Below are 548 nucleotides of genomic sequence, written 5' to 3'. Positions count from 1 at the left end.
AGGAAAAGGAGAAGAAGAAGGAGCAGGGGGAAGGAAGAAGGGGGAGAAGGGGGCAGGGGTAGAGGGAAGAGAGGGGGAGCAGGAAGGGGGGGAGAAGAGGGGGGGGGGGGAGGAGAGAGGGGGGGGGGAGGGGAAGGAACTGGAGTAGCCACGCCGACAAGAGGCACAGGGAGAGCGGGAAGGGGGCCGGCAGCTGGCGGAGCGAAAACAGAGGAAAGGGGAGAGGAAAAAAGGGGAGGGAGAGAAAAAGGAAAGAAAGGGGGAAAAGAAGGGAAGAGGGGAAAAAAAGAAGAAAGGAGGAGGGAGAAAAGGGAAGGGAAAGAAAGGGAGGGAAAGGGGGAAGGAGAGAGGGAAGGAGGGGGGAAGGGGGGAGGAGGGGGAAAAGAAGAGGGAAGGGGGGAGGGAAGAGGAGGGAGGGAGGAAGAGAGGGGGGGGAAGGAAAGGGAAAGGGAGGGAAAAAGAAAAGGGGAGGAGGAGGGGGAGGAGAGAAGAAGGAAGGAAGAAGGGGGAGGGAGGGAAAAGGAAAAGGAGAAGGGGGAGGGGGAGAT

The 548-nt window shown here is 59.9% G+C and carries 1 protein-coding gene; it reads left to right on the top strand.

From position 1 onward, the window contains the following. On the top strand, window positions 1-548 hold a 548-nt coding region (locus K5Q58_RS20775), incomplete at both ends, for a hypothetical protein (protein WP_220755738.1).

It is taken from the genome of Shewanella sp. KT0246, assembly GCF_019654955.1.
Classification (GTDB): Bacteria; Pseudomonadota; Gammaproteobacteria; order Enterobacterales; family Shewanellaceae; genus Shewanella; species Shewanella goraebulensis.
This window is presented reverse-complemented; position numbering and strand designations above follow the sequence as displayed.